Source organism: Pseudomonas sp. SG20052 (genome assembly GCF_031766055.1).
GTDB classification, from domain to species: domain Bacteria; phylum Pseudomonadota; class Gammaproteobacteria; order Pseudomonadales; family Pseudomonadaceae; genus Aquipseudomonas; species Aquipseudomonas mandelii.
The window spans coordinates 3860769-3876801 of the sequence record NZ_CP134498.1 but is presented as its reverse complement, the minus strand read 5'-3'; the positions used below and the strand labels follow the sequence as shown (position 1 = coordinate 3876801).

Here is a 16033-nt window from a genome sequence, read left to right as displayed (position 1 = left end):
TCCTTCGCGAGGATGCTGTGGTTGAACGGCCAATTCCTGACGAATGTAGCTCTGGCGATGGTTCCAGCAGTCGTTGGCGCGGTAAGCCACGAGGGTGAGCGCTGGAACCAAACACTGTGTACCCTGATCCAACCTCGGCCTGCAGCGACCTGCGGGCTGACAAGGGATCAATGGGCGAAGGGTTTTTGCCGTTTTAACGTGATGACCATTACGGTCTGGCCCAAGGCAAACCATGAAACAGTTGTTCAAGGCTCTCACTACGCTAGCCATCGCTGTCGGGCTCGCTGGCTGCATCGCTTCACCGATCGAGCTGACCCCGCAGACCGAACAGCGTCTGCGCGCGCAGCCACCGATCCGCTTTGTGCTGACCTTCGACGACGGTCCCAGCGCGTCAAGTTTCTGGAACCCGAGCATGACGGTGCTCGACAGCCTCGCGCAGAACCCGGTGCAACCGGGGATCAAAGCGGTGTTCTTCGTGCAGACCGGCGCGCCACGGGCCGGCGACAGCGACATCGGGCGCGGGGTCATGCACCGGGAGCAGGCTGAAGGGCATGTGCTGGGTTTCCACACGGCGACCCACTCGCACACCAATCACCGCTCGCTGAGCCCGCAAGCGCTGGAGCAATCATTGAGCAAGGGCAGTGCCGACATTGCCGCAATCACCGGCGCACCGCCCACCCTGGTGCGTCCGCCGTTCTGGAGCTATGACAAACGCGTGTTCGCCGCCTATCAGCGACATGGCCTGCACCTGCTGCTGACCGACCTGAGCGCCAACGACGGCAAGATCTGGGGCTTCAACGCCAGCCCGCGGCGACGGGCCAACATGTTGCGGCAACTGTCCGAAGTGCGTGAGCGCATTGCATTGGGCGAATTGCCGACGGTGGACGGTGTGATTCCGGTGGTGGTGACCTTCCACGACCTTAATCGCTACACCGCCCGGCATGCCCGCGAATACCTGCAAATCCTCCTCGACAGCGCCCGTGCCACGGGGGTGACGGTGGCGCAGAAGCCGTTTTACGACGACAGGGCGGCGCTGCAACGGGCGGCTTTGGCGCGCACCGTCAGAAGCGGTTCAGAGGCAGTGAAGTTGCCGGGGATCTGGAATTGGTTGTGGGACGGGGATTCTCATTAGAACTTCAGCAAAATGAGAAACAGCTAACACTTAATGTGAGGCCGGCGGGCGCAGACGGGCGAAAATGGATCTATCCTCAGCGGGTCGAATCCGATGAGCCGCCAAGGAGGCGTCAGTCATGGTTTCTATTTCAGTCCTTTGCATCATTGTAGAGTCCGGTTTTAAGCCGCTCTCCTGCGAGTGCACAGTGAATCCCAATGGATTGTTGCGGATCAAAGTGTACGACCCGGCCACCGGGCGCATCGATTTGCTCATTCCCTGTGTAACGCCCGCCAGGCTGACCACCGTTCGCGCGATCTCCGACCTTATTGGCGAATTACGCACCGAACTGCGTGCCGGGCGCCGGGCCTTTGCCGGTTAGCGGGGCAGCAGTTCATCAATTATCTTCAAGCAATGATTCAACCCCTGCGTCACATCGCCCACGCGCTGACTGAGAATGATCGGTGACGTCGCGTTGTCTTCCAGCAACGGGGTGAAACCAATGTCGTCGCGGTGCAGCAACTGCACCGACGCGGGCACCAGTGTGACCCCGATACCGGCCCCTACCAGACCGATTGCTGTTTGCAGTTCGTTGGTCCATTGCGCCACGTGGATGCTCACGCCGTAGGATTCGAACAGCGCAATAACGTGGTCGGCGTAGCTGGGGCGTGGATTGCCGGGGTACAGCACAAAAGGCTCTTTCGCCAGTTGGCGCAGACTGATCGGCCCGGCCAGCAGTGGGTGGCCGGCAGGCAGGGCGGCGACCAGCCGATCTTCAGTCAATACCGTCTGGATGATCGCCGGGTCGTCGATGCGGATCCGCCCGAAACCGATGTCTATGCGCCCGGCCTTGAGCGCCTGCACCTGTTGCAGCGTGGTCATTTCCGAAAGCCCGAGCTCAAGCTCCAGAGGCTCGCCACTGCGCAAGCGACGAATCAGTTCTGGCAGCACGCCATACAGCGTCGATGGCGCAAAACCGATGCCCAGCCAGGTCTTTTCCCCCAGGCCGATGCGCTTGGTGTTGTCGCAGACCTTGGCCAGCTGTTCGAGCAAGGCGGTGGAGTGTTCATGGAAGAAGCGCCCGGCGTCGGTCAGCTTCAGCGGACGGCCACGCTCGAGCAATAACACCCCGAGTTCATCTTCCAGTTGCTGGATCTGTCGGCTCAACGGGGGCTGGGCAATGTGCAGCAGTTCGGCGGCGCGGGTGAAATTGAGGGTTTGAGCCAACACCTGAAAATACCGCAGGTGACGCAATTCCATGGTGCCTCCAGGCATTGAGCAGTTGAATACCTTTAAGGTATCGATCCAGACCAATTCTATATTGGCCGTGGGCAAAAAGCCGTATGAGAATCCATTTCAGAACTTAAAGAACCTGACGGGTATCGACATGCGTGCAACTGCCATTGAATCGATCGAGACGATCATCGTCGATCTGCCGACCATTCGCCCGCACAAACTGGCCATGCACACCATGCAGAACCAGACCCTGGTGATCATCCGCGTGCGCTGCGCCGATGGCATCGAAGGCATTGGTGAGTCCACCACCATCGGTGGCCTGGCCTATGGCAATGAAAGCCCGGACAGCATCAAGACCAATATCGACAAACACTTCGCGCCACTGCTGATCGGTGAGAACAGCGGCAACATCAATGCGGCGATGTTGCGCCTGGAGCGCAGCATTCGAGGTAACACGTTTGCCAAATCAGGTATCGAAACCGCCTTGCTCGACGCCCAGGGCAAACGCCTTGGCCTGCCGGTCAGTGAGTTGCTGGGCGGTCGCGTTCGTGATGCGCTGCCGGTGGCCTGGACCCTGGCCAGCGGCGACACCGACAAGGACATCGCCGAAGCGGAAAAAATGCTCGACCTGCGGCGCCACCGGATCTTCAAACTGAAAATCGGTGCCGGAGAAGTCAATCGTGACCTGGCCCACGTTATTGCCATCAAGAAAGCCCTGGGCGATCGCGCCAGCGTGCGGGTCGATGTCAATCAAGCCTGGGACGAGGCGGTCGCACTGCGCGCCTGCCGGATACTGGGCAGCAACGGCATCGACTTGATCGAACAGCCGATCTCACGCACCAACCGCGCGGGCATGGTGCGCCTGAACGCCATGAGCCCGGCGCCGATCATGGCCGATGAGTCCATCGAGTGCGTGGAAGACGCTTTCAATCTGGCGCGTGAAGGGGCCGCTTCGGTGTTCGCCCTGAAAATCGCCAAGAACGGCGGGCCACGGGCCGTGCTGCGGACCGCCGCCATCGCCGAAGCTGCCGGTATCGGTCTGTACGGCGGCACTATGCTTGAAGGAGGGATCGGCACGCTGGCCTCGGCCCATGCCTTTATCACCCTGAATAAACTGGCTTGGGACACCGAGCTGTTCGGCCCATTGCTGCTGACGGAAGACGTGCTCAGCGAGCCGCTGGTCTATCGCGACTTTGCGCTGCACGTGCCGCAAACACCAGGCCTTGGCCTGAGCCTGGATGAGGAACGCCTGGCGTTTTTCCGGCGCGACAAAACATCCACTTCCGTTCATCAAGCCTGAGGAGAGCATCATGCTATTTCACGTAAAAATGACCGTGAATCTGCCGGTCGACATCAACCCGGATCTCGCCACCCAGCTCAAGTCCGATGAAAAAGCCCTGGCCCAGCGCCTGCAAGAGCAAGGCAAATGGCGTCACCTGTGGCGCATCGCCGGGCACTATGCCAATTACAGCGTTTTCGACGTCGACAGCGTTCAGGAACTGCACGACCTGCTGATGCAATTGCCGCTGTTTCCGTACATGGCGATCGAGGTCGATGCGATGTGCCGGCATCCTTCTTCCATCCGCGAGGATGACCGCTGAACCCAGCCTGTTCAGTTCGCTACGCCCATAATTACAAGATGAGGAACCCCAAAAAATGAACGTCAAGATTTCCCACACTGCCAGTGCCCAGAAGTTTCTCGAAGACGCCAGCGGCTTGCTCAACGACGCTGGCGACCCGCGGGTCAAAGCCTTGGTTTACCGTATTTTGCGTGATTCGGTAAACATCATCGAAGACCTCGCCGTGACCCCGGAAGAGTTCTGGAAAGCGGTCAATTACCTCAACGTGCTGGGCGCGCGCCAGGAGGCCGGTTTGCTGGTGGCCGGCCTCGGCCTGGAACACTACCTGGACTTGCTGATGGACGCCGAGGACGAGCAGGCGGGGAAGGCGGGCGGTACGCCGCGGACCATCGAAGGCCCGTTGTATGTGGCGGGCGCGCCGTTGTCCGAGGGTGAGGCACGACTGGACGATGGCGTTGATCCGGGCGTGGTTCTGTTCATGCAGGGCCAGGTACGCAACACCGCTGGCGAACCTTTGGCCGGCGCAGTGGTGGATGTCTGGCACGCCAACACGGGCGGCACGTATTCCTACTTCGATACCACGCAATCGGAATTCAACCTGCGCCGCCGCATCGTCACCGATGCCGAGGGCCGCTACCGTTTCCGCAGCATCGTGCCGTCGGGCTACGGTTGCCCGCCGGACGGTCCGACCCAGCAATTGCTCGATCAACTGGGCCGTCATGGCCAGCGTCCGGCGCACATTCACTTCTTTATCTCCGCGCCGGACCATCGTCACCTGACCACCCAGATCAACCTCGATGGCGATCAGTACCTGCATGACGATTTTGCCTACGCCACCCGCGACGAGCTGATCGCCCACATCACCTTCAGCGACGACCCGCAGCGCGCGGCGGCCCATGGTGTCAGCGGCCGGTTTGCCGAGATCGACTTCGATTTTACCTTGCAGACCTCCGCGCAACCTGACGAGCAGCAGCGCCACGAACGGGTTCGTGCGCTCGAGGATTGATCGCCTCGATCATCGAATCTTTGTGGGAACGAGCCTGCTTGCGAATGCGGGGTGTCCGTCAACGTTGATGTTGAGACTGATGGCCCTATCGCGAGCAGCTCGCTCCCACATTGACCAAGTTACTTCAGGGCGAACGCGGTCAACTGTGGGAGCGAGCCAGCTCGCGATAGGGCCAGAACCTTCCACAGGTCAGCCCACTGACACACCGCTGCAGATACGGCCTTAGAATGACCCGACGCAATCGATAACAACAACGAGAGTAACCCGATGATGCACGCGCAACTGTTGAGTCCGCGCAGCAGAGTATTCGACCACGCCGACCCTTACGCGGTGTCGGGTTACGTCAATCAGCATGTCGGCAATCATTGCATCCTCATGCCCAGGGCCGGCCGTCCTCTGGCCAGCCTCGATCATCGCAAATTCGCCAGCCTTGACCTGTGCCGCATCAGCTACGGCGCCAGCGTGCGGGTGACCTCGGGCGCGCTGGAAACGATCTATCACCTGCAAGTGCTACTGCGCGGCAACTGCCTGTGGCGCGGTCACGGTAAGGAGCATTACTTTGCGCCAGGTGAATTGCTGCTGATCAACCCCGACGACCCGGTGGACTTGACGTACTCCGACGATTGCGAAAAATTCATCCTCAAAGTACCTACCCGGCTGTTCGAGTCGGTGTGCGAGGAGCAGCGTTGGCGCTATCCGGGGCAGGGCGTGCGGTTTCTGGAGAATCGTTATCAGCTTGATGAGCTGGAAGGTTTTGTCGGCCTGCTGGCGATGATTTGCCAGGAAGCCGAGGCCACCCAGCAGATTCCCCGGGTTCAGGAACACTACGCGCAGATCATCGTCAGCAAGATGCTCAGCCTGATGAAAACCAATGTCATCCGCAGCAGCCTTGGCTCGCCAGCGACGACGTTCGAGGGGATTGCCGATTACATCGCGCGCAACCTCAAGCAGGACATCGACAGTGAAGAACTGGCGCGTCAGGCTCGGATGAGCCTGCGTTCGCTGTATGGTTTGTTCGAACGCAACGCAGGGACTTCGCCGCAAAACTACATCCGGCAGAAGAAACTCGAACGCATCAACCAGTGCCTGAGCGACCCGACCTGCAACGTGCGAAACGTCACGGAAGTGGCCATGGATTACGGCTTCCTGCACCTGGGGCGGTTCTCCGACAACTACCGCAAACAGTTCGGCGAGTTACCGTCCGACACCCTCAAGCGCCGGCACTGACCCCAGGCGACATGCAACTTGTGGCGAGGGAGCTTGCTCCCGCTCCACTGCGCAGCAGTCGCAAACCTGTGACCCCCGGTTTTGCAGAATAATCGCGGTCGCAGGTTTTGGGGCTGCTTCGCAGCCCGGCGGGAGCAAGCTCCCTCGCCACAGGTTCCTGTCGGTCCTGATGGGTGGGCATCAATGATTCACCGCACGTTGCAGTAAACGGATACACGTCTGCACCCATCGGATAGTCCCCCGCATCCTCCCGTCCTAGCATGGCCCTGCCTGAATAAAAACAATGGAGGCGGCGGCCATGTCCCTGCGACCCGAATACCTTCACTCCCTGCTTGAAGATGACAAAGAACAGGGCATCTACCGCTGCAAGCGCGAGATGTTCACTGATCCACGGCTGTTCGACCTGGAGATGAAACACATCTTCGAAGGCAACTGGCTGTACCTGGCGCACGAAAGCCAGATCCCCAACATCAACGATTTCTACACCACCACCATGGGGCGCCAGTCGATCTTCATCGCGCGCAACAAGGAAGGTGTGCTCAACGCGTTCATCAACGCCTGCAGCCATCGCGGCGCGACGCTGTGCCGGCACAAGACCGGCAACAAGAGCTCCTACACCTGCCCATTCCACGGCTGGACCTTCAACAACTCCGGCAAACTGCTCAAGGTCAAAGACCCGGCGGCTGCGGGTTACCCGGCGAGCTTCAACTGCGAAGGCTCCCACGACCTGACCAAAGTCGCGAGATTCGAGTCGTACCGCGGCTTCCTGTTCGGCAGCCTCAACGCCGATGTGGTGCCGCTGGTCGAGCACCTGGGCGAGTCGGCAAAGATCATCGACATGATCGTCGACCAGTCCGCCGATGGCCTCGAAGTGCTGCGCGGTTCCTCAAGTTATATCTATGAAGGCAACTGGAAACTCACCGCCGAAAACGGCGCCGACGGCTACCACGTCAGCTCCGTGCACTGGAACTACGCCGCTACCCAGAACCAGCGCAAACAGCGTGAAGCCGGTGACAGCAATCCGACCATGAGCGCCGGGACCTGGGCCAAGCAGGGCGGGGGTTTCTACTCGTTCGACAAGGGCCACATGCTGCTCTGGACCCGCTGGTCCAACCCCGAGGATCGCCCGCTCTACGAACGCCGCGACGAGCTATCCCGGGACTTCGGCCAGGCCCGTGCCGACTGGATGATCGAGAATTCGCGCAACCTGTGCCTGTACCCGAACGTCTACCTGATGGACCAGTTCAGCTCGCAGATCCGCATCGCCCGCCCGATCTCGGTCGACCGCACGGAAATCACCATCTATTGCATCGCCCCCAAAGGCGAAAGCGACCACGCCCGTTCGAGCCGGATTCGTCAGTACGAGGATTTCTTCAACGTCAGCGGCATGGCCACCCCGGATGATCTGGAAGAGTTTCGCTCGTGCCAGACCAGCTATCAGGGCAGCGTCACGACGTGGAATGACATGTCCCGCGGCGCGGAGCACTGGGTCGAGGGCGCCGATGAGGCGGCCAGGGAAATCGACCTGCATCCCTTGCTCAGCGGCGTGCGCACCGAAGACGAAGGCCTGTTCGTGCTGCAACACAAGTACTGGCAGCAAACCATGCTCAAGGCCCTGGCTGCCGAACAGCCGGAATTGATTGCTGTGGAGGCCGTGCAATGACCCTCACTTATGATGCAGTGCGCGATTTCCTCTACCGCGAAGCACGCTACCTCGACGACAAGCAATGGGACGACTGGCTGGAGCTGTACGCCGCCGATGCCTCGTTCTGGATGCCTTCCTGGGACGACAACGACGAGTTGACCGAAGACCCGCAGCGGGAAATCTCGCTGATCTGGTACGGCAACCGCACCGGCCTGGAAGACCGCATCTTCCGCATCAAGACCGAGCGCTCCAGCGCCAGTGTTCCGGACACCCGCACATCGCACAACATCAGCAACATCGAACTGCTTGAGCAGGCCGACGGCCTGTGCAAGGTGCGCTTCAACTGGCACACCCTGAGCTTTCGCTACAAGACCGTCGACAGCTATTTCGGCAGCAGTTTCTACACCCTTGATGTGCGCGGTGAAAACCTGCTGATCAAGGCCAAGAAAGTGATCCTGAAGAACGATTACGTTCGCCAGGTCATCGATGTCTACCACCTCTGAGGCGGCCGTCATGACTCATTCCATTGCATTCAATTTCGAAGACGGCGTCACTCGGTTCATCGACGCCAACGTGGGCGAAACCGTGGCCGATGCCGCGTACCGTCAAGGCATCAATATTCCGCTCGATTGCCGCGACGGCGCGTGTGGCACCTGCAAGTGTTTCGCCGAGGCCGGTCGCTATGACTTGGGCGAGGAATACATCGAAGACGCGCTCAGCGCCGATGAAGCGCAGCAGGGTTTTGTCCTGACCTGCCAGATGCGCGCCCAGAGCGATTGCGTGGTGCGCGTGCCGACTTCATCGCAGGTTTGCCGTACCCAGCAGGCCAGTTACGACGCCACCATCAGCGCCGTGCGGCAGTTGTCCGACAGCACCATCGCGCTGTCGATCAAGGGCGAAGCGCTGAGCAAACTGGCGTTTCTGCCGGGTCAGTATGTGAACCTGGGAGTTCCCGGCAGCGAGCAGACCCGCGCTTACTCCTTCAGCTCGTTGCAGCGTGACGGCGAAGTGAGTTTCCTGATCCGCAACGTGCCCGGCGGCTTGATGAGCAGCTTCCTCACCGGCATGGCCAAGGCCGGCGATAGCATGTGTCTGGCCGGGCCGTTGGGCAGCTTTTATCTGCGCGACATTCGCCGGCCGTTGTTGCTGCTGGCGGGTGGAACCGGTCTGGCGCCGTTCACCGCGATGCTGGAGAAAATAGCCGAGCAGGGCAGCGAGCATCCGCTGCATCTGATCTATGGCGTGACCAACGATTTTGACTTGGTGGAAATGGACCGGCTCGAAGCGTTTGCCGCGCGCATCCCGAATTTCAGCTTCAGTGCCTGCGTCGCCAACCCCGACAGCCAGCATCCGCTCAAAGGCTACGTGACCCAGCATATCGAGCCACGACATTTGAATGAGGGCGACGTCGACATCTACCTGTGCGGCCCGCCGCCGATGGTCGAAGCGGTCAGTCAATTCATTCGCGAGCAAAGCGTCGCGCCTGCGAACTTCTATTACGAGAAATTCGCTGCCAGCGCGGCTTGAGTCCAGCCGTTGCGTGATCACTGATTCCACAGGTCAGTGTTTTGTCTGGGACGTTTTCACTGCATGGCATCCTTCGTCACGAGGTCCACATGAACAGATTTCACGAAAAAGTCGCGCTGATCACCGGCGCGGCGCAAGGCATTGGTCGGCGGGTGGCGGAGCGCATGGCCGCCGAGGGTGCGCGATTGATTCTGGTTGATCGCTCGGACCTGGTGTTCGAGGTGCAGCAACAATTGGGGCGGGGCAGCCAGGTGCTTGCCCTGACCGCCGACCTTGAGCAATACAGCGAATGCAGCCGCGTGATGCGCACCGCCGTCGAGCGCTTTGGGCGTCTGGATGTGCTGGTCAACAACGTAGGCGGCACGATCTGGGCGAAGCCTTTCCAACACTACGAAGAGCAGCAGATCGAAGCCGAAGTCCGTCGTTCGTTGTTTCCGACCTTGTGGTGCTGCCACGCCGCGCTGCCGTTCATGCTTGAACAGGGCAGCGGCGCGATCGTCAATGTTTCATCCATCGCTACCCGCAGCATCAATCGTGTGCCGTATGGCGCGGCGAAGGGCGGTGTCAATGCGCTGACTGCTTGCCTGGCGTTTGAAACCGCCGGCCGCGGAGTCCGGGTCAATGCCACCGCGCCCGGCGGCACCGAAGCACCGCCGCGGATCATCCCGCGAAACAGCGCAGAGCAGAGCGCCGAAGAGAAAGTCTGGTATCAGCAACTTGTCGGCCAGACGCTCGACAGCAGTTTGATGAAGCGCTACGGCACGCTGGATGAGCAGGCTGGCGCTATTCTGTTTCTGGCCAGCGACGAGGCTTCGTACATCACCGGCATGGTCATGCCGGTGGGCGGCGGCGATCAGGGCTGAGGCGGCTGCGCAAACTTACAAGCGACGCTGGAAGGCTTTGACGATCTTGAGCGTGGCGTCGCTTGTGTTCAGATTCTGGACTGAGTCCAGCGGAAACCACATGCAATCGAAGATTTCATTTTGGGGCCGGGCTTCGTCCGAGTTTAGGACCGACGCCTCGAACACATGGTGGCGGGTGCTGCTCGTTTCCAGTTCCATCAAGTACAACAAGCCGTCGACTCCAAGCCCGGTTTCTTCCTGGAGTTCGCGCATGGCGGCGCACGCAGTGGTTTCGCCGCGCTCGACTTTTCCTCCGGGCAAGGTCCAGCGACACCTGGGTTTGCGCACCAGGAGAACATGCCGATCCTGCTCGCAAATGACTGTTGCCCGTACTTTCATGTGTTACTAAACCGCCGCTTGTCATAAAACAGTCATGAAAATGCAATATTCAGGCCCATGCCTCTGTTTCAAAGGGTTGGAGTGAGGGAAGCGGTAGAAAGTGCAAAGGAATGTCGAAAACCTGACACGACGTCTGGTCGGCACTTGGGCAAAGGGCGGGTGTAAGGTAGCCAAGTCAATCGTGGCTTATCACTGCCGAAAAGGAGGTGACTATGAGCGTTCCGATGCTGAATAAAATGCACATGAACGGTTATGACGTACTCAGCGTAAACAACGGCCCCTGGCGGGTGTGCACCAAAGGCGACCGTCTCGGGGCTTTTGGCAGCAAAGAGGAGGCACTGGCGTTTGCGGCAGCGCTTCCTGCCTACAGAGCAAGAGCGGTTCGATCGACGCCAAGCCAGAAATCAGAATGAGCGCAAGTTTGAAGCCCTGGGATGCCGGGGCTTTTTTTGTCTTGAAATCAGGAGTTGTAAGATTTTAAACGTGACATTTGGATGATAGGGTGGCCGCTTTTAATTCAAGGAAGAAAGCATGTTGAAAGGTCGCTGCACTGCTCTGGCATTGTTATCTGCTGTTTACCTTGCTGGTGTTGGTCAGGTTCTAGCCCAGACGCAAGGCGAAATCCACACCAACCAAAAGGTCTGCGATGTTTTTCGTACATTGGCCGGATCGATCATGCAGTCTCGGCAAAATAACGAAACGAAAGAAAGCCTGCTGGCCGTGAAGTCGGGTAATCCTGATCATGACAAGTTGGGTGCCATGCTGATCAACGAAGCGTACAACCAGCCCGTCCTCGATTCTCCAGAACTCAAAAGCCAAGCCATTAACAGGTTCGCGGATAAATGGCGGGACACTTGTAATAAACCCGCTTCCAGCTAGCTTGCCACCCCATGTTGGCTAGTAACCATGCTTGGCGACCAGCGGCTGGTCCCGATAAACGTATGAATCAATGCTGCAGCCACCCGTCGCTGCCAGCATGACATCTAGCGCGAATAGAGGCGTGTTCATGACAACGCTCCCGTTATTGGGCTTTCGCCCGGCTGATGATTTTGGCTTTCACTTCATCGGCATAGCCCATCAGTCGCTGTTCATCACCCTGAAATAACTCGCACAGCCTTTTAGTTGCTTGCGCATCGACATCATTGCCGGCCAGGCGTAGCTGCTCTGCGATGCGCAAGAGCTCCACTGCCGACCACCTCAGGTCCGACGCAACTCCTTGCAGATCACGCCGAAGTTCGTTTTCATTTTCGTTGAGCCACATGATGACCTCCTGCTGATACCCCGCTACAAAAGAGTAGTCCCAATTAACGGGCGGGGCGTTTGCTCGCCTGCTGCTCAGGGGATGGAAGGTGCGCCGCTTGTCGGGAGAGTGAGCGCGAACGAACCCGCGTGATGTCGTACTGAAGTGGCGAATGTTCGCTAGGGCGAGGCAACTTCAAATGACCAGCACCGACGATTTCAGATTCCATGCGCATGAGCTGATGGTTGACCTGGACGCAGCAACTGCGGAGATGATGAAGCTGATTTCGGCCCATCAGTTAAGTGGGCCGGAGTGGGAGCGGGTCACTCAATGGCAGCATGAAGCGTATGAGCGATGGATGACGTATTTGAACAAACGGTCGTATCCCGATCACAACGTAACGCCCTGAGGGCTGATTCTATAGATGGATGTCTGGTTCGCTACGCGCTACATTTCCCGTTTTTCAGGATAAGGAAGCGTCATGCGGATGTTGATTGGGGGAATAGCGATGGCGATGCTGGCGGGTTGTTCATTGCCGGCATCCCTGGTTCCAGGTGAGCCTAACGTCAGCAAGTACAGTAACAAGGCGCCCAAAGAATACGCCGCGTGTCTTTTGCCACTATGGCAGCAGGAAGTCCCCAAGACGACTCAGACCGGTATTTCCAATGGCTACCGGATCAACGCGCCCAGCATTATTACGGCTGACGAGATTCTGGACATCGTGAAATACAAGGACGGCAGTCGAGTCTCGCTGTATCAGGGCCCGCCATGGGCCAAGTCGGGCGCGATGCGCAAGGCCGTTCGTAGCTGCTTGTAAGACTCAATGCATGTGAGTTTCGGTTGTAAGCGCCGTATGTCGGAACTGAGGAACGGTCATTCGCTGGATAACATCCAAGTGAAAACTGTCCCTGGGAGTTTGGCGATGAATGATGATCAAAAGAAGCAAGCCCTGGCGGCCTGGTACAAGCTTCTGAAAGAACCGGAAATTTGCATGGATGTGGAAGAACAGTACGACGAGTTGCTCAAGGCCGCCGACGAGATGGAACGTACCGGGCTGATCAGCGGCGTGGAATGGCGCAAGTTGGTGAAAGAGGCGAGCACTGCATTTGCAACGGCAACAGAGGGCGTGGACGGCGGCACCTCATCGGCCGCACACGGTCATTTACGGTAACTCCTCCCAACTCACCTGCCTCAAGCCATTTTCCTGTGCGTGGCTTCGTAGCGCATCAAAGTCTTGCTGATCGTGATTGTCCCCATACGAAAGCCCGATCCCCGAATGCAGGCAGGCGTAGTACCAAGCGTCTGCCTCAGACATATGGGAGTCGGGTTGAATAAAAATATGCCGAGTCTTCTTGAAGCCATACGTGATTTGAAAATATCGAGGGCGGTTCATCCGAATCTCCAGGTGCTGCCACTACGACATTAATGGCGTAGTGCCAGTTCCTTCTGTTTTCGGACTTTTGTCTGCTTCAATAAATGAGCATTGTTTTGCCCTCATTCAGTCTTGCGCGTGCTCAGGGCACGTTGACGCGGGGGGAGCGCTCAGACAGCGTGCATTGAAGACATTCGTTATTGAGCTGCAAACATTCTTCCTCGGCTTCTGTCCGTGTCGGATAGGTTGTGGGCAGCCTGCGCTTTTCTTCATTGTCATAGAGGTTGAACCCTATGGGGGCGGTTTTGCAGTAGAAGCGCGTTCCGTTGCGCGTTGACCCCGTTTCCGTGGGAATGGCGGGAACCACAACGAATCTTGGAATCATCCTCGCGTACTCCTTCTGAATTCACCTTAATGGATAGCGGCTACTAGCCACTACCGCAAGGGAGCATTTGAAGTATCCGATGAAGAGGCCGGTCTGCTGAGCGGTTACTGGCAGGGAAGTCATCAGGAACTGGAGCGACGGCGATCGACGCCAGAAGGGTTGCCGGTGTTTATCAGCCTTCGCTCTGTCAGGATGTTATGAAGTGCCTGGCGGGCGTCAGCGTCCAGCTGGTGCTCTCTTTCCTTGAGTTCAAGGAGGATGGGTGTGGACCAGGTGCGATAGGTTTTCTCGGTTTTGTGAATAGACGTCATTTATCCTCCTTGATCACGCGCCCGCTGGGGTATCAGGGTCACTCGATTCGGTAGAAACCCTAGTCGAGGAAACGGCTTTGCGCCAGTGAATCGCACTGCAATGGTGCGTCTGTTGGCGCATGACAGATCAAATGGGTCTCTGAGATCTCGATTGCCGCTCGCTTGATGAAGAAAAGCAGAATTTTTGGAAGAGGGGGTTGACCACGTATTTCAATGCTGTACTATTCGCCTCCCGCTAACGAGCATATCGATGTTTGTTCCAGCGTAAGTAGTTGATTTGGCTAGTAAAATCAAAAACTTTTTAGGTTGCAATTTGAAAAGGGTGCTGTAGAATGCGCGCCTCGGTTGAGACGAAAGATCTTAACCAACCGCTCTTTAACAACTGAATCAAGCAATTCGTGTGGGTGCTTGTGGAGTCAGACTGATAGTCAACAAGATTATCAGCATCACAAGTTACTCCGCGAGAAATCAAAGATGTAACCAACGATTGCTGAGCCAAGTTTAGGGTTTCTTAAAAACCCAAAGATGTTTGAACTGAAGAGTTTGATCATGGCTCAGATTGAACGCTGGCGGCAGGCCTAACACATGCAAGTCGAGCGGCAGCACGGGTACTTGTACCTGGTGGCGAGCGGCGGACGGGTGAGTAATGCCTAGGAATCTGCCTGGTAGTGGGGGATAACGCTCGGAAACGGACGCTAATACCGCATACGTCCTACGGGAGAAAGCAGGGGACCTTCGGGCCTTGCGCTATCAGATGAGCCTAGGTCGGATTAGCTAGTTGGTGAGGTAATGGCTCACCAAGGCGACGATCCGTAACTGGTCTGAGAGGATGATCAGTCACACTGGAACTGAGACACGGTCCAGACTCCTACGGGAGGCAGCAGTGGGGAATATTGGACAATGGGCGAAAGCCTGATCCAGCCATGCCGCGTGTGTGAAGAAGGTCTTCGGATTGTAAAGCACTTTAAGTTGGGAGGAAGGGCAGTTACCTAATACGTATCTGTTTTGACGTTACCGACAGAATAAGCACCGGCTAACTCTGTGCCAGCAGCCGCGGTAATACAGAGGGTGCAAGCGTTAATCGGAATTACTGGGCGTAAAGCGCGCGTAGGTGGTTTGTTAAGTTGGATGTGAAATCCCCGGGCTCAACCTGGGAACTGCATTCAAAACTGACAAGCTAGAGTATGGTAGAGGGTGGTGGAATTTCCTGTGTAGCGGTGAAATGCGTAGATATAGGAAGGAACACCAGTGGCGAAGGCGACCACCTGGACTGATACTGACACTGAGGTGCGAAAGCGTGGGGAGCAAACAGGATTAGATACCCTGGTAGTCCACGCCGTAAACGATGTCAACTAGCCGTTGGGAGCCTTGAGCTCTTAGTGGCGCAGCTAACGCATTAAGTTGACCGCCTGGGGAGTACGGCCGCAAGGTTAAAACTCAAATGAATTGACGGGGGCCCGCACAAGCGGTGGAGCATGTGGTTTAATTCGAAGCAACGCGAAGAACCTTACCAGGCCTTGACATCCAATGAACTTTCCAGAGATGGATTGGTGCCTTCGGGAACATTGAGACAGGTGCTGCATGGCTGTCGTCAGCTCGTGTCGTGAGATGTTGGGTTAAGTCCCGTAACGAGCGCAACCCTTGTCCTTAGTTACCAGCACGTAATGGTGGGCACTCTAAGGAGACTGCCGGTGACAAACCGGAGGAAGGTGGGGATGACGTCAAGTCATCATGGCCCTTACGGCCTGGGCTACACACGTGCTACAATGGTCGGTACAGAGGGTTGCCAAGCCGCGAGGTGGAGCTAATCCCAGAAAACCGATCGTAGTCCGGATCGCAGTCTGCAACTCGACTGCGTGAAGTCGGAATCGCTAGTAATCGCGAATCAGAATGTCGCGGTGAATACGTTCCCGGGCCTTGTACACACCGCCCGTCACACCATGGGAGTGGGTTGCACCAGAAGTAGCTAGTCTAACCTTCGGGAGGACGGTTACCACGGTGTGATTCATGACTGGGGTGAAGTCGTAACAAGGTAGCCGTAGGGGAACCTGCGGCTGGATCACCTCCTTAATCGACGACATCAGCTGCTCCATAAGTTCCCACACGAATTGCTTGATTCATTGAAGAAGACGATAGAAGCAGCTTTAAGCTC

At 57.6% G+C, this 16033-nt stretch carries 20 protein-coding genes and 1 rRNA gene; 16 read left to right on the top strand and 5 right to left on the bottom strand.

Annotated elements, in window-relative coordinates; translation table 11 throughout:
- Positions 1-232: 232 nt before the first annotated feature.
- Complete coding sequence (locus RHP74_RS17720; RefSeq protein ID WP_311095963.1) at positions 233-1132, top strand: polysaccharide deacetylase family protein; 900 nt, start codon at positions 233-235, stop codon at positions 1130-1132.
- A gap of 118 nt (positions 1133-1250) precedes the next feature.
- Complete coding sequence (locus tag RHP74_RS17715; RefSeq protein ID WP_154501111.1) at positions 1251-1493, top strand: DUF1652 domain-containing protein; 243 nt, start codon at positions 1251-1253, stop codon at positions 1491-1493.
- Here the strand turns inward: RHP74_RS17715 and RHP74_RS17710 are convergent.
- Complete coding sequence (locus RHP74_RS17710; protein ID WP_221106224.1) at positions 1490-2371, bottom strand: LysR family transcriptional regulator; 882 nt, start codon at positions 2369-2371, stop codon at positions 1490-1492. The two genes, RHP74_RS17715 and RHP74_RS17710, sit on opposite strands and share 4 nt — an antisense overlap.
- 127 nt (positions 2372-2498) lie before the next feature.
- On the opposite strand from RHP74_RS17710, the gene RHP74_RS17705 reads away from it, so the two are divergent.
- The 8 genes from RHP74_RS17705 (at position 2499) to RHP74_RS17670 (ending at position 10195) form a co-directional block, all read left to right on the top strand.
- The gene (locus RHP74_RS17705; RefSeq protein WP_169858242.1) at positions 2499-3647 is read left to right on the top strand and encodes a muconate cycloisomerase family protein; all 1149 of its coding nucleotides are present in this window, start codon (positions 2499-2501) and stop codon (positions 3645-3647) included.
- A gap of 10 nt (positions 3648-3657) precedes the next feature.
- Positions 3658-3948 carry a muconolactone Delta-isomerase gene (catC, locus tag RHP74_RS17700; protein WP_010455050.1) on the top strand — a complete coding sequence of 97 codons (291 nt, stop codon included), beginning with the start codon at positions 3658-3660 and terminating at the stop codon, positions 3946-3948.
- Between the two features lie 55 nt (positions 3949-4003).
- Positions 4004-4933 (top strand): catechol 1,2-dioxygenase, encoded by a 930-nt coding sequence (catA, locus tag RHP74_RS17695; protein ID WP_169858241.1) that lies wholly within the window; start codon positions 4004-4006, stop codon positions 4931-4933.
- Positions 4934-5200: 267 nt separating this feature from the next.
- The gene (locus tag RHP74_RS17690; RefSeq protein WP_311095962.1) at positions 5201-6160 is read left to right on the top strand and encodes an AraC family transcriptional regulator; all 960 of its coding nucleotides are present in this window, start codon (positions 5201-5203) and stop codon (positions 6158-6160) included.
- Positions 6161-6458: 298 nt separating this feature from the next.
- Entirely contained in the window at positions 6459-7823 is a 1365-nt protein-coding gene (gene benA / locus RHP74_RS17685; protein ID WP_083376536.1) for a benzoate 1,2-dioxygenase large subunit, read from the top strand.
- Entirely contained in the window at positions 7820-8308 is a 489-nt protein-coding gene (gene benB, locus RHP74_RS17680; protein ID WP_311095961.1) for a benzoate 1,2-dioxygenase small subunit, read from the top strand. The genes benA and benB overlap by 4 nt, the downstream gene beginning before the upstream one ends.
- Before the next feature lie 10 nt (positions 8309-8318).
- Positions 8319-9332 (top strand): benzoate 1,2-dioxygenase electron transfer component BenC, encoded by a 1014-nt coding sequence (benC, locus tag RHP74_RS17675; RefSeq protein WP_311095960.1) that lies wholly within the window; start codon positions 8319-8321, stop codon positions 9330-9332.
- Positions 9333-9421: 89 nt separating this feature from the next.
- Positions 9422-10195 carry a 1,6-dihydroxycyclohexa-2,4-diene-1-carboxylate dehydrogenase gene (locus RHP74_RS17670; RefSeq protein ID WP_311095959.1) on the top strand — a complete coding sequence of 258 codons (774 nt, stop codon included), beginning with the start codon at positions 9422-9424 and terminating at the stop codon, positions 10193-10195.
- Positions 10196-10210: 15 nt separating this feature from the next.
- On the opposite strand, the gene RHP74_RS17665 is transcribed toward RHP74_RS17670, so the two are convergent.
- Complete coding sequence (locus RHP74_RS17665) at positions 10211-10573, bottom strand: NUDIX hydrolase (RefSeq protein WP_077749263.1); 363 nt, start codon at positions 10571-10573, stop codon at positions 10211-10213.
- A 212-nt stretch (positions 10574-10785) separates the two neighbouring features.
- Between RHP74_RS17665 and RHP74_RS17660 the strand changes: the two genes are divergently transcribed.
- Both RHP74_RS17660 and RHP74_RS17655 read left to right on the top strand, forming a co-directional pair.
- Complete coding sequence (locus RHP74_RS17660; protein ID WP_010455040.1) at positions 10786-10986, top strand: hypothetical protein; 201 nt, start codon at positions 10786-10788, stop codon at positions 10984-10986.
- Between the two features lie 118 nt (positions 10987-11104).
- A complete protein-coding gene (locus RHP74_RS17655; protein WP_102595146.1) occupies positions 11105-11452 on the top strand; it encodes a hypothetical protein in 348 nt (115 codons plus the stop codon).
- Between the two features lie 142 nt (positions 11453-11594).
- Here the strand turns inward: RHP74_RS17655 and RHP74_RS17645 are convergent, their stop codons facing one another.
- On the bottom strand, positions 11595-11834 hold the full coding sequence (locus RHP74_RS17645) for a hypothetical protein (RefSeq protein WP_077749261.1): 240 nt from the start codon (positions 11832-11834) through the stop codon (positions 11595-11597).
- Positions 11835-12012: 178 nt separating this feature from the next.
- On the opposite strand from RHP74_RS17645, the gene RHP74_RS17640 reads away from it, so the two are divergent.
- The 3 genes from RHP74_RS17640 (at position 12013) to RHP74_RS17630 (ending at position 12984) form a co-directional block, all read left to right on the top strand.
- Positions 12013-12222 carry a hypothetical protein gene (locus tag RHP74_RS17640; RefSeq protein ID WP_042933086.1) on the top strand — a complete coding sequence of 70 codons (210 nt, stop codon included), beginning with the start codon at positions 12013-12015 and terminating at the stop codon, positions 12220-12222.
- Between the two features lie 72 nt (positions 12223-12294).
- On the top strand, positions 12295-12630 hold the full coding sequence (locus RHP74_RS17635; RefSeq protein ID WP_042932783.1) for a hypothetical protein: 336 nt from the start codon (positions 12295-12297) through the stop codon (positions 12628-12630).
- Positions 12631-12735: 105 nt separating this feature from the next.
- Positions 12736-12984: a hypothetical protein gene (locus RHP74_RS17630; RefSeq protein ID WP_311095958.1), complete on the top strand. Its 249-nt coding sequence runs from the start codon at positions 12736-12738 to the stop codon at positions 12982-12984.
- Here the strand turns inward: RHP74_RS17630 and RHP74_RS17625 are convergent.
- Together RHP74_RS17625 and RHP74_RS17620 are read right to left on the bottom strand one after the other, a co-directional pair.
- Positions 12976-13206 carry a DUF6555 family protein gene (locus RHP74_RS17625; RefSeq protein ID WP_311095957.1) on the bottom strand — a complete coding sequence of 77 codons (231 nt, stop codon included), beginning with the start codon at positions 13204-13206 and terminating at the stop codon, positions 12976-12978. The genes RHP74_RS17630 and RHP74_RS17625 overlap by 9 nt on opposite strands.
- Before the next feature lie 486 nt (positions 13207-13692).
- Positions 13693-13881, bottom strand: a complete 189-nt coding sequence (locus RHP74_RS17620) for a hypothetical protein (RefSeq protein ID WP_010455030.1) — start codon at positions 13879-13881, stop codon at positions 13693-13695.
- Between the two features lie 531 nt (positions 13882-14412).
- Here RHP74_RS17620 and RHP74_RS17615 point away from each other — a divergent pair.
- Positions 14413-15951 (top strand): 16S ribosomal RNA (locus RHP74_RS17615).
- The last annotated feature ends 82 nt before the right edge of the window (positions 15952-16033 follow it).

Bases quoted from the DNA above. Each gene is read 5' to 3' on its own strand.
- RHP74_RS17720 (WP_311095963.1), top strand. From the start codon at position 233: ATGAAACAGTTGTTCAAGGCTCTCACTACGCTAGCCATCGCTGTCGGG.
- RHP74_RS17715 (WP_154501111.1), top strand. From the start codon at position 1,251: ATGGTTTCTATTTCAGTCCTTTGCATCATTGTAGAGTCCGGTTTTAAG.
- RHP74_RS17710 (WP_221106224.1), bottom strand. From the start codon at position 2,371: ATGGAATTGCGTCACCTGCGGTATTTTCAGGTGTTGGCTCAAACCCTC.
- RHP74_RS17705 (WP_169858242.1), top strand. From the start codon at position 2,499: ATGCGTGCAACTGCCATTGAATCGATCGAGACGATCATCGTCGATCTG.
- catC (WP_010455050.1), top strand. From the start codon at position 3,658: ATGCTATTTCACGTAAAAATGACCGTGAATCTGCCGGTCGACATCAAC.
- catA (WP_169858241.1), top strand. From the start codon at position 4,004: ATGAACGTCAAGATTTCCCACACTGCCAGTGCCCAGAAGTTTCTCGAA.
- RHP74_RS17690 (WP_311095962.1), top strand. From the start codon at position 5,201: ATGATGCACGCGCAACTGTTGAGTCCGCGCAGCAGAGTATTCGACCAC.
- benA (WP_083376536.1), top strand. From the start codon at position 6,459: ATGTCCCTGCGACCCGAATACCTTCACTCCCTGCTTGAAGATGACAAA.
- benB (WP_311095961.1), top strand. From the start codon at position 7,820: ATGACCCTCACTTATGATGCAGTGCGCGATTTCCTCTACCGCGAAGCA.
- benC (WP_311095960.1), top strand. From the start codon at position 8,319: ATGACTCATTCCATTGCATTCAATTTCGAAGACGGCGTCACTCGGTTC.
- RHP74_RS17670 (WP_311095959.1), top strand. From the start codon at position 9,422: ATGAACAGATTTCACGAAAAAGTCGCGCTGATCACCGGCGCGGCGCAA.
- RHP74_RS17665 (WP_077749263.1), bottom strand. From the start codon at position 10,573: ATGAAAGTACGGGCAACAGTCATTTGCGAGCAGGATCGGCATGTTCTC.
- RHP74_RS17660 (WP_010455040.1), top strand. From the start codon at position 10,786: ATGAGCGTTCCGATGCTGAATAAAATGCACATGAACGGTTATGACGTA.
- RHP74_RS17655 (WP_102595146.1), top strand. From the start codon at position 11,105: ATGTTGAAAGGTCGCTGCACTGCTCTGGCATTGTTATCTGCTGTTTAC.
- RHP74_RS17645 (WP_077749261.1), bottom strand. From the start codon at position 11,834: ATGTGGCTCAACGAAAATGAAAACGAACTTCGGCGTGATCTGCAAGGA.
- RHP74_RS17640 (WP_042933086.1), top strand. From the start codon at position 12,013: ATGACCAGCACCGACGATTTCAGATTCCATGCGCATGAGCTGATGGTT.
- RHP74_RS17635 (WP_042932783.1), top strand. From the start codon at position 12,295: ATGCGGATGTTGATTGGGGGAATAGCGATGGCGATGCTGGCGGGTTGT.
- RHP74_RS17630 (WP_311095958.1), top strand. From the start codon at position 12,736: ATGAATGATGATCAAAAGAAGCAAGCCCTGGCGGCCTGGTACAAGCTT.
- RHP74_RS17625 (WP_311095957.1), bottom strand. From the start codon at position 13,206: ATGAACCGCCCTCGATATTTTCAAATCACGTATGGCTTCAAGAAGACT.
- RHP74_RS17620 (WP_010455030.1), bottom strand. From the start codon at position 13,881: ATGACGTCTATTCACAAAACCGAGAAAACCTATCGCACCTGGTCCACA.